The sequence below is a fragment of the Frankia sp. CcWB2 genome, from assembly GCF_977927585.1.
Map to the genome: position 1 here is coordinate 15398 of NZ_CDWRCM010000029.1, position 11273 is coordinate 26670.

The 11273-nt window shown below is 71.7% G+C and carries 8 protein-coding genes; all 8 read right to left on the reverse strand.

The features are described 5' to 3' along the window. Nucleotides 1-804, reverse strand: an 804-nt coding sequence (locus ACY45C_RS05245; RefSeq protein WP_462186517.1) for a zinc-binding dehydrogenase, incomplete at its 3' end; no start/stop codon positions are given. 496 nt (nucleotides 805-1300) lie between these two features. After that, a complete protein-coding gene (locus ACY45C_RS05250; RefSeq protein ID WP_462186518.1) occupies nucleotides 1301-5410 on the reverse strand; it encodes a type I polyketide synthase in 4110 nt (1369 codons plus the stop codon). A 24-nt stretch (nucleotides 5411-5434) separates the two neighbouring features. Further along, on the reverse strand, nucleotides 5435-6706 hold the full coding sequence (locus ACY45C_RS05255) for an FAD-dependent monooxygenase (protein ID WP_462186519.1): 1272 nt from the start codon (nucleotides 6704-6706) through the stop codon (nucleotides 5435-5437). Then, a complete protein-coding gene (locus tag ACY45C_RS05260) occupies nucleotides 6691-7449 on the reverse strand; it encodes a 2-oxo acid dehydrogenase subunit E2 (RefSeq protein WP_462186520.1) in 759 nt (252 codons plus the stop codon). The genes ACY45C_RS05255 and ACY45C_RS05260 overlap by 16 nt, the downstream gene beginning before the upstream one ends. Before the next feature lie 4 nt (nucleotides 7450-7453). After that, nucleotides 7454-7699 carry an acyl carrier protein gene (locus ACY45C_RS05265; RefSeq protein WP_462186521.1) on the reverse strand — a complete coding sequence of 82 codons (246 nt, stop codon included), beginning with the start codon at nucleotides 7697-7699 and terminating at the stop codon, nucleotides 7454-7456. Next, nucleotides 7689-9620, reverse strand: coding sequence for an HAD-IIIC family phosphatase (locus tag ACY45C_RS05270; protein WP_462186522.1), 1932 nt, complete (start codon nucleotides 9618-9620; stop codon nucleotides 7689-7691). Before ACY45C_RS05270 ends, ACY45C_RS05265 begins: the two co-directional genes overlap by 11 nt. Continuing rightward, the gene (locus ACY45C_RS05275) at nucleotides 9607-10491 is read right to left on the reverse strand and encodes a 3-oxoacyl-ACP synthase III family protein (RefSeq protein ID WP_462186523.1); all 885 of its coding nucleotides are present in this window, start codon (nucleotides 10489-10491) and stop codon (nucleotides 9607-9609) included. The genes ACY45C_RS05270 and ACY45C_RS05275 overlap by 14 nt, the downstream gene beginning before the upstream one ends. A gap of 198 nt (nucleotides 10492-10689) precedes the next feature. After that, complete coding sequence (locus ACY45C_RS05280) at nucleotides 10690-11142, reverse strand: YrdB family protein (protein ID WP_462186524.1); 453 nt, start codon at nucleotides 11140-11142, stop codon at nucleotides 10690-10692. Nucleotides 11143-11273 lie beyond the last annotated feature (131 nt).

Below are 11273 nucleotides of genomic sequence, written 5' to 3' on the forward strand. Positions count from 1 at the left end.
CAAGGACCGTCCCAGCAACGCGACCGCGCCGGCCCCCCGCTCGGCGAAGAACTCTGCGAGCGACAGGCCGAGCGCACCCAGCCCGCCGGTCACCAGGTAGGTGCCGTCCGGTCGAAACCCGCCCGCGGGCATCGGCTCGGGCACGACGGCCCGCACCGACGCCGGGTCGGTGAGCACAAACTTGCCGATGTGGCTGCCGGAGGCCATCGTCCGTAGCGCCTCCGCGACCTCGGCGAAGGGATAGGTGGTGACCGGCAGGGGTGCGAGGTCGCCCGCCACGACCCGGTCCCACAGTTCCGCGAACAGGCGGGCGAAGCGCCGGGGCCGCCTGCTCATCAGCCCGGCCAGGTCTACCGAGGCCAGGCTGATGCTCTTGCGGAAGGCACCCAGGCTGATGGTGCGCTCGCCGTAGATGTCCTTCTTGCCGACCTCGACGAAGCGGCCGTCCTCGGCCAGGACGTCCAGCCCGAGCGGGATCGCTGCCCCGGTCAGCGAGTTGAGCACCACGTCAACGCCCCGCCCGCCGGTGGCCGCGCGCACGCCGTCGGCCCAGGACAGATCGCGGGAGTCGAAGACGTCGGCGATACCCAGCTCACGCAGATACCGGCGTTTGTCCTCACTGCCGGCCGTGGCCAGGACCCGCGCGCCCAGCGTCCGGGCGACCGCGACGGCCGCGAGCCCCAGCCCGCCGGCCGCGGAGTGGATCAGCACGGTCTCGTCCGGGCCGAGCCGGGCCAGGTCGTACAGCCCGTACCAGGCGGTGAGCATCACCAGCGGCAGCCCGGCCGCGTGGACGTCGTCCAAGCCGTCCGGAACCGACCGCGCTGACCCGGCCGGCGCACTCGCCGCCGAGCAGAGCCGCGCCGCCGCTGGGATCGGGGTAGGTGCCCATCGCCTTCATCACGTCGATGAAGTTGAGGGCGGCGGCGGTCACCTCGATCTCGATCTCGCCCGCCGCGGGCGCGCGCCGACGTAGCGGCCGGTGCTCCAGGCCGTCCCAGAAGCCGGGCCGGGCCGGGGTGAGGCGGAAGGGCTGCGGCGGGGTTCGCCACTCAACCGCCGGGGCCTCACCACTATCGGGCCGGGTGCCGTCGGGCTCGCTGTCGTCCGAATCAAGGGCGTCGCCGCGGACGAGCCGGCCCGCCAGGCGGCGCTCGCCACGCAGAACGACCTGGTCCTCGCCGTCGCCGACGACGAGTTCGCCCGCGCACTGCGCCGCCCAGCCGACATCCGCCGGGGCGACGTCGACCACGAGCGGCGCGAGCTCCGGGTGCTCGCGGCGAAGGACGCGGACAAAACCTCAGAACAGCGCCGCGCCCGGGTCCGGCCGGTCGGCGGGCCGCCCAGCCTGCGCGTCGGCGGTGACGACGGCGAGCCGTGGCTGGGTGGGCTGCTCCAGGCAGCCTGCGGCGATCGCGGCGAGGGCGGGCAACGCGCGGCGTTGCGCGTCGACCCCGGCGGTGCCACGGGGCGCGACGAACACGACGCCGGCGAGTTCCCCGACCGCGCGCAGCCGCCCCGTCCACTCCGTCCGCTGTTCGGAGGTCCGCTGTTCGGAGGTCCGCTGCTCGGGGACGGTGTCGGTGGGTGCTGGAAGCCAGGAGACCGCGGCACCGACCTGCGTGAGAGCGTCGACGAGCTCCCGCGCGCCGTCCTCGGGCGCACCACAGACGACCCAGGTCCCCGATCCGGGACCTTCCGGCCCCGGCTGTGGCTCTGCGCCCGGCGCCCCCGCGGCCCGGGCGCGCGGCTCGGCCACGAAACGTAGACGGTGCACCCGCTCGGCATCCGAGCCGGTCGTCTCCGCGCTTCCGAGCGCCTCCAGGGCCAGGCCCCGCATGATCATCAGGGGTCGCCGGTCGGCGTCGAAGAGGTGCAGGTCGATCTGTGTCGGAGTGCGGCGCACGGCGTAGGACCACAGCCGCGTGCAGGGTTCGTCGATGTCCTGCAGGACGACGACCTGGTCGAGGCCGGTCGGCACGACGGTCTCCGTGCCCTCGCACAGCGCCAGTGCGACCTGGAGGGCACCGTCCCACAGCGCGGGGTGCAGCCCGTGCGGGCGGGCCCCAGCGCGGCAACGATCGTCCAGGTACACCTCGGCGAGAGCCGCATCGCTGTCGGCCCAGAGCCGCCGGATGCCTTGGAAGGCCGGCCCGTAGCGCAGCCCACGCGCGGAGCAGGCCTCGTAGAAGGCCCCGGGGGTGGCGGGCTGCAGGTCCAGCAGGTGTTCGGGGAAGGCGACCTCCTCGACGGGTGCCGGGCGCTGGTGGACCCGGGCGACGGCGTGCTCGGTCCAGCCGGACGCGCCCGTGGGCAGCGACAGCAGGGTGAAGGTGCCGCCTTCGGTCACATCGTCCCGCCACAGGGCACTCAGCGTTGTGGGTGATTCTCCGCTCTGGCGCCCGGGGAGGGTGAGGTCGTTGCGGAAGCGCACGGCGGCGAGGGTCCGCGGCCTGGCCCCGTGGCGGGCGCGGGCGGCGTTCAGCGCCATCGCCATCATCGCGACCCCCGGCAGCACGATCGCGTCGTGGACCTGGTGGTCGCGCAGCCAAGGGTGTTCGTCGACGGCCAGTTCCAGCGTCCCCTGCCAGGTGTCGTGCTCATGGACGGCGGGGACGAGGGTGAACTCCAGGCCGCCGTGGGTCGCCGCGCGCCGCCGGCCCGCATCCACCCAGTAGTCGCGACGCCGCCACGGGTACCCGGGCAGATGAGGCACAAAGGTCCCGGTGGGCGACTCGGGCGTGGCCGACCCGCCGGGGGATGACCCGCCGGGGGACGAGGCGAACGGCTCGAGACCGGCGACGTACCCGTGGGCGAAGGCCCGGGCGAGATCGGTCGGCGTGCCGGCGTCCCGCTGCAGCGTGGACAGGGCGCGCGGTGGCTCGGGACGCGACGCCGCCAGCTGTTCCACGGCAGGAGCGAGGATGGGGTGGGGGCTGATCTCGACGACGTGCGTGATCCCCTCGTCGAACAGCACACCCATGGCGTCGGCGAACAGCACCGGCTGACGCAGGTTGTCCACCCAGTACCGGGCGTCCATCTCCGGGCCGCGCAGCCCGGCCACCCGGACCGTGGACATCAGGGGCGTGCCGCCCGCCCGGGGCCGCACCTCGGCGAGGGCGGCGAGCAGATCGTCGGTCAGCTCGTCCATCTGCGGGCTGTGCGAGGCGTAGTCAACGTTCACCAGTCGGCAGAAGGTGCCGTCGGCCTCAAGGAGTTCCTTGAGCGTCAGCACCGCCTCGCCGTCCCCGGACAGCACGCACGAGGTCGGGCCGTTGTTCACCGCGAGCGACACGAACTCCTCGAAACCGGCGAGCGCCGCGCGCACACCGGCCACGTCGAGATCGACCGCGAGCATGCGGCGGTGTCCGGAGGTCCGGCGGGCGATGGCGCTGCGCCGCGCCATTACCAGGGCGGCGTCCTCGTAGGACAGGATGCCGGCGACGGTGGCCGCGGCGACCTCTCCTTGGCTGTGGCCGACCACGACATCCGGCCTCACCCCCGCCTCGGTCCACAGCTGGGCGAGCCCCACGGACATCGCCCACAGCGCGGGCTGCAGCATGTCGATGCGGGACAGCCACTCGTCACCGGCCTCGCCCGACAGGATCGCGACGAGATCCCAGGGGACATGCGGCTCGAGTGCGCGCGCGCAACGGCGGACGACGTCGGCGAAGGCCGGGTTGGCGGCGAGCAGGTCACGGCCCATGCCAGCCCACTGCGACCCCTGGCCGGGGAAGACGAACGCCGTCCGGCCGACCGGAAAGGCCCGGCCGCTGACCACACCCGCGATCTCGGCCTCGGGGTCGTCGGCGAAGCGTGCCAGGTCGGCCCGCAACCCCTCGATGTCTCCGGCGACGAACCCCGCCCGGTTGGCGAAGTGGTCACGCCGCCGCCCGAGCGTCGCGGCGATTCCCGCCAGGCGGCCAGGACCATCCGCGTCGCCCGGATGCCCGGCAAGCGTGTCACGCAGATCAACAATACGCTGACGCAAAGTCATCGAATCGTGCGCGGACAGCGGAACGAACGCGGCCGCGCCCGCCCCGGCGCAGGCGGGCGTCTCGGGTGCGCCGCACAGGATGATGTGGGCGTTCGTCCCTCCCCAGCCGAAGGAGTTGACCCCCACGTAGACCGGGCCCTGCGCGGGCAGGGGCAGCGGCTCGCGCACCACCTGCAGGTTGAGCTCGTCGAACGGGATGTCCGGATTGAGGTCCTCCGCGTGCAGACTCGGCGGGACCACCCGGTGCTCCAACGCCAGCACCGCCTTGACCAGGCCGGCCAGACCAGCCGTCGCTTCGAGATGGCCGATGTTGGTCTTCACCGAACCGATCCCCAGCGGGCCGCGGGCCCGGTCACGCCGCTGGCCGAGGACCCGCCCGATCGCGCCGGCCTCGATCGGGTCGCCACGTAGCGTGCCGGTGCCGTGGGCCTCCACGTAGGCGAGTGCGTCGGGCGGCACGTCGGCGTCGGCGTACGCGCGGCGCAGCAGGTCCTCCTGACCCGCCGGGCTGGGAGTGACGAGGCTTTCACCGCCGCCGTCGTTGTTGACTGCGGTGGCCACAATGACGGCGTGCACCTGGTCACCGTCGGCAAGGGCCCGGGCCAGGGTCTTCAGATAGACCGCCACAACCCCTTCGCCGCGTACGAAACCGTTGGCGGAGGCCGCGAAGGCCTTGCAGCGCCCGTCCGGAGACAGGCCGCCGAAATGGGTGAGGCCGATCGAGACGTCCGGCGCGACGATCAGGTTGACCCCGCCGACCAGGGCGGCGTCGATCTCACCGCCGCGCAGCGCCTGACCGGCCAGGTGCAGCGCGACCAGCGCGGACGAGCATCCCGTCTCCACGGTCAGGCTCGGCCCGGTGAGCTTGAGGAAGTACGACACCCGCGCGGCGATCACGTCCAGCGCGTTACCGACATCGCTGTGCTGGGTGGCGCCGGCATCGCGTTCCTTGCGCAGGATCTCGTAGTCGTGCCAGGACGCACCGACGTAGACGCCCGTGCGGGTACCGCGCAGCCCCTCCGCCGGCTGCCCGGCGTCCTCCAGGGCGCGCCAGGCTGTCTCCAGCATGAGCCGCTGCTGGGGGTCGATGTCGGCGGCCTCCCGGGGGGAGATCCCGAAGAAGGTCGGGTCGAATTCCCCGACCCCGTCGAGGAATCCACCGACCGCCTGCACGGTTTTTTCCGGGTCGAGTTGGGCGGTGGTGTCCCACCGCTGCGGCGGGACGGGACGGATCGCGTCGCCCCGCTCCATCAGGAGCCGCCAGAAACTGTTGACGTCGTCGGCGCCGGGCAGGCGCCCGGCCATTCCGACAATGGCTATGACTTGATCGGGGTCGTGCTGCAGTTCGTCCGCGTACACGGTCGCCTCGCTATGCAATGCCGTCCCATCCGGCGGGGTCCTTCGATGGGTCATCCGGCAGGGGTCATCCGGCAGAAGTCATCGGCCGAGGGTGGGAACGTCCGACGGGGTCGGGGTGTACACGTCGGCCGGGTCCACCAGATGCGGCGCGTTGATGACCTTGTCAAAGACGCGGTATTTGATCGGAAGCCGGTCGAGCAGACGGAACCGGGCCCGCCGCAGCGTGGTGGCGACCGGTGTGTGCGCGGCCAGGGCCTTTTCCTGCATCCGCTGGAAGCGGGTCACCAGGGATTTGTGCGCGCGCCGGCCGGCGACGAAGTCGGCGAAGGCGGCCGCCGGGATCACGTCGTCGGGCGGACCCTGCGCGAGCTGCGCGGCAAGCAGGGGGGCGAGGCAGACGGTGTCCTGGATCGCGAGGTTGACCCCCTGACCCAGGATTGGGGTGGCCGTGTGGGCGGCGTCACCGATGAGCAGGAGGCCGTCGCGGGCCCACTGCCGCATTTCAGCGGTGAATATCTCCAGAAATCCGGCATCGTCCCAGGATTTCAGGTAGGCGTCGACGAGCGGGGCGAGCCGGGCGTCGAGACGGCTGATTCCGGCCTTGAAGGCGTCGAAGCCATCCTTGCGCAGCTGCCCGTAGCCGCCCTTGGGCATGTTGTGGCCGATCCGCAGCCAGTCCGGGAATGTCGGCAGCACCACCAGATGCTTGTCGCGCTGGACGACGAGCTCCGCTCCGTTTCCCCACTCTGGCGGGCGCGGCAGCTTGAACGACAGGAAGTCGCGGGCCATCGGCTGGACGTCGGCCGCAAGGCCGGATTCCTTGCGCACCTTGGAGAAACGCCCGTCCGCGCCGATGACGACGCGCGCACGCACCTCGACGGAACTGCCTTCCTTATGCCGCAGTACCGCGCCGCGCACGGCACCGTCGGACTCCAGCAACCGGCTGAAGGCCGTGCCACCGAGGTAGGTGAAGTTCGGCAGGTCACGAGCGGCGTCGTTGAAGATGCCGATCAGCGCCGGCTGCGGGATGTCGATCGGCAGCGCGCCGATCGGGAACCGGCTGTAGTCGACGTGGAAGACCTCGCGCCCTTCCATCCGCATGGTGACCCCGGACGTCTCCAGGTATCCGTGCGCGCTCAGAGCGGGGCCGAAGCCAAGTGCGCGCAGGGTGACGACGGACGGGGCCGCGAGCGTCTCGCCGCGGAAGTCGCGGTCGAGGCGGGTGTGCTTCTCGACGAGCAGCACCTCGATGCCACGGCGCGCGAGCAGACAGCCCAGCAGCGAGCCGGCGGGCCCGTCACCCACGATGAGCACATCGGTCCTGGCCGGGACGGTCATAGCAGCTCCCATAGCTCAAGGCGTTCGGTGACCCGGGCCAGTACTTCCGAGGCCAGCGCGCCATCCAGCACGCGGTGGTCGAAGGCGAGGGACAGGGTGAACTGGGGGATGATCAGTATCTGGCCGTCGCGGGCCACCGGCACGTCCGTGATGCGGCCCATCCCGAAGCCGAGCGGCCCGCTGATCATCGGATAGATCACCCGGACCGGCTCGTGGCCGACCGAGGTGACCGAGAAGGTCCCCTGCAGGCTCACGCGGCGCGCCGGGTTACGCAGCGCCAGCCGGTAGACAATGCGGGCGACGGGCAGCGGCAGCTGCTGCATCCGCCGTACCCGCTGGAACGGCCCCGTCTCGGCGATCTCGGCATCCTTGTACGTGTCAATGGCGTCCTGGACCTCGAGCACCGACCGCTCGGGCCCGCAGGGGACCGTTCCGGAGACCACGCATCGCTGGCCGTCGACGGTCTTGTCGAAAAGAACCTTGGCGTAGACGCCGTCGACATCGGCGATCCTGGGGCGGGGCCCGGCGCGCAGCACAGCGCGCGCGTCCGGGTATCCGGCCACGACGTCGGCCGCGGCCTTGACGACGAAACTGATGAAACTGACCTTCCCGCTGCTGGCGGTCCGCGCCGCCGTCAACCGGGTGGCGTCCACCTCGGCCGCCAGGTACACGTGGCAGGTCTCGCGGGCGTCCTGCAGGAAGGTGTAGGTCCCCCGGCGCGCTTTCGGGAACGGGCGGACGGTGACCGCGCTCACCGCGTCACGCCCCTTCCGGCGCGACCGTGCCGGCGACGATGGCGGCGAGGTCCCCGAGCGCCTCCGCAGCTGCGAATCGCTCGTAATCGAGGCTGCTGCCGAGCTCACGCTCCAGGTAGACGAGGACCCGGAGCAGGTTGACCGAGTCCCAGCCCTCGATCTCGGCGAGTCGCCGGTCCATCGCGAGCTCCGCCTCGTCGACGTCGAGCAGCTGGGCGACAACCTCCGTGACGATCTTTTCAGAGAGCATCGAAGACCTCTTCGTCGTGGGTGAGACGCACCCAGGTGGGCAGTTCGGGCAGGTCCCGCAGGGAGTGGCGGTACTCGGCGACGCCCGCGCCCTCGGCGGCGCCCGTAGCCCGCAGGGGAAGCGCAACGAACCCGAGGGACGGGTAGAAACCGGCGAACGTACCGTTGCGGTCGGTTTCGACGAACCGTGCGGTGACGGCCGGGGCGCCGTGCCGCCGGGCCCCGCGCAGGATCAGGCCGACGATCGTCTCTTCGATGTTGCGGGAGAAGGCACGGCAGCTCAGAACGAAGTTGTCGATCGCCCAGCCGCCGTCGGGCGCGCGACCGAGCGCCACCGCCGCGATCAGTCCGCTGTCCCCGAACCGGTCGCGGAGCCGGGCGCCGTAGAAGGCGAAGCCCGCACGGCTGCGTCCCGCCTCATCCTGCCCGTAGCGCAGGCCGGTGAGGTTGAACTGGTTGGTCTTCCCGAACAGCTGCGCGATCCGGGCGGTGTTGAGCGGGCCGCGCGGTTCTATCGCCAGGTGCGAATCGAGTTCGACGATGTAGTCCTGCATGCTGACCGCGGAGCGTTCCAGCTCGGCCCGGCGCGCCTGGGCCTGGTACATCTGGGTGCGGGCCCGGTCCTCGCCGGTCAGCGCGAGCCTCACGAAGTCGCCGCGAGCGGCGAGCCGGGCCGCATAGCCGGCGGGCTCGTCCGGCAGGTCCACGGTGGTCACCGTCGGCTGCGCCGCGTGCATCAACCCGCGTTCGGCCGGGTTGTCGTCGACGAACACCATCGCGTCGATCCCGAGGTTGAGCTGCTCGGCCAGCGCGCGCACGTTGTCGGGCTTGGGTTGCCAGTTCGCGTGGACGGCCACGAAGGAGCCGGGGCGCAGCACCATCTCGGGATGGGTCGCGATCGCCTCGCGGGCGACCTCCTCGTCGTTCTTGGAGCAGACCGCGAGCAGTACCCCCTGAGCGGCCAGCTCCCGGGCGAGGACCTGCAGCTCCCGGTAGGCCGAACCGGGGTAGGCACCGCCCAGGCGGAGCGCGGCGACCCCGTCGTCCCCCACGACGCCGCCCCACAATGTGTTGTCCAGGTCGAGAACGAGGCACTTGGCGACTCGTCCGAGATCGGCGCGGGCGACCCGCGACAGCTCCTCGGCATACGCGCGCAGGAAGTCGGGGGCGAAGGCGGCCCCGGCGGCATGCCGCATCCGGTCGGCGGCGAAGACCGCCCCGGCATGCGCGGCGATGCCGGCGGCGCTGAGCACCAGGGTTGCGGGCTGCCCGGACAGGTCTAGAACGGCGGCGTTCATCCGGTCCCAGGCGGCATCCAGCCGGGCGCGGGAGCCGTAGTCGATGAACCGGTCACGCCGCAGCGGGCTCAGCGGGATCGTGCACAGCACCACGAGCCCGCCCACCGCCCGGCGGGCGGCCTGCAGCCACTCGGCAAGCTCCGCGGGAAAGGCGGCGCAGCGCGCCTCCACCGCCGCGATGTCCACGCCGTCGGCGGCACCCTCCAGAACCGCGCTGTCGTCGAGGAGACAGGCGACGATCCGTGGCGCGAGGTCGGCCAGGTGAGGCGCGCCGGCCAGGATCTCGAAGCGCCACTGGTTGAAGCCGGCCATCCGGATCTCGGGCAGCACTCCGTCCCGGACCAGCGCCGCGGTGAGCAGGTGGGGCAGGGCATCCATCGTGGAACTGCCCAGTAGCGCGATCCGCTGGGTGTGCAGGCCCCCGGCGGCCGCGAGCTGCTCGCGCTGGGCCGCGCCCCCGATCAGCATCCCGGCGGCTTCCAGGTCGAGCGGGTCGGACAGGTCACCGAGCAGTGCCCGCACCTGGCCGACCGCCCCGGTGAGCCCGGACCATTTGAATGCACGCAGCCGTGTCAGCGGGGAGGCGGCCCGCACGGCGGCCACCGCGGCGTCATCGACCGACATAATCACCCTCCAGGTCAGACTGGTGCCGCAGAGCCATCCCGGAGACGATCCACTTCGAGGACTCGACCGTCGCGACGAACATCCGCCCGCCGACGCCGACACCCCGCGCGATCCGCCCCCATGCCCGGTGGAGCTGGATGAACGGCAGCGCGTTGCCGTTGTTGCCGGTCTCGGCGACGCACGAGACCGCCTGCTCCGGCCGGACGCCCACGTGCTCGCGGATCTTCTCCGTCATGACGCCGTTGAGCTGGGGTGTGAGCACATGCTCGACCTCTGCGACCGACCAGCCGGTGGCCGCGCTGAGCTCGTCGAGGATCGCCCGGGCCAGGTCGGGAACGTGGCGTTCGATGGCCTTGTAGTCCTCCTCGCCCATGGGCTCGGGGGAACTCGCGCCGTTGCGGCCGACGACCATCGGCGCGCCGTCCGTGCCGTACCACCGCACAACCTGCGCCGGTTTGCGTCCCATCCCGGTGGTCCGCAGAAACAGGTGGTCAACGACCAGGCCGGGGCCCGCGGTGTCGGCGTCCACGACCGCGGCGCCGGCACCATCGCCGAAGAGCGCGAAATTGATCATCTCAGCCGGCTTGACCTGCGTGCTGTCGCGCTTGGACGGCCACAACTTCAGGCAGGTGTCGGCCCCGATGACCAGGCCGCGCCGCGCACCGCCGGCCAGCAGGGCGCGAGCGGCATAGAGACCCTGCAAGGCGCCCGCGCAGCCCGAGGTGAGCTGGAACATGGGCCGGTCGTTGATGCCGAGACGGTCGGCCACCACGTTGACCGTGGCCGGCATCAGCTCGTCGGGTGATGCGGTCGCGAGAATGAGAAAGTCCAGCGTCTCCGGACGGATGTTGGCTGTGTCGAGCGCGCGCACCAGCCGCTGTCGCCAGATCGCCGGTGCTGCGGGGCACGCCGGCCGGGCTGTCGGCGCTGCAGTAGTACCGGCTGCGGTTACCGGTCATCCGGTCGAGCCACTGCTCGTGCAGGCCGAAGCGCTCGGCCATGTCACGGTTGGTGACCGCCATGCCCGGCAGAACTTCACTGAGGCCGCTGAGTCTCACTGGTCGGTTCCTTACGTGGAGGTCCTGGAGGTCCCTGTCATGGACGGCTTGTGGACGGCGTCGACGTGGATACGCGGACATGCGCGGGTGGATACGCACGGTGGTGGATACGCACGTGGGTAGATACGCACGTGGGTGGTGGCGCGCGGGGCGGATGGATGGACGGACGGCCGCAAGCCCGGCTCGGACGGGCGCAGCGGGGCTAACGCGTCGCCAGCCACCACACGCCGGTCGTGGGTGATTGCCAGAAGCACCAGCAACAGGACGGCGACGACCAAGGCGGGACGGCGGGCCCTCGCCATGTACAGAGCGAGGGCCGCCCCACCGAGCACGGTGAGCTCCAGCAGCAGCCGCACCGGCCCGGGCGTCTCCACCACAGTCCGCCCGGAAGCCTGCGCCCCGGCCGTGGCAAAGACGCCCCAGAGCGTGGCGACGGCGACGGGGAGCCCCACCGTCACGGGCACGCGCAACGGCCCACAGGCCGTACGAGATCAGCGCGACGACCTCGAGCAGAAAGGCCAGCGCGGCGCTGTAGGCGGGGAAGGTCAGCTCGTTCTCCACGTTGTCACCACCCTACGGGGACGTAATGAAGTAA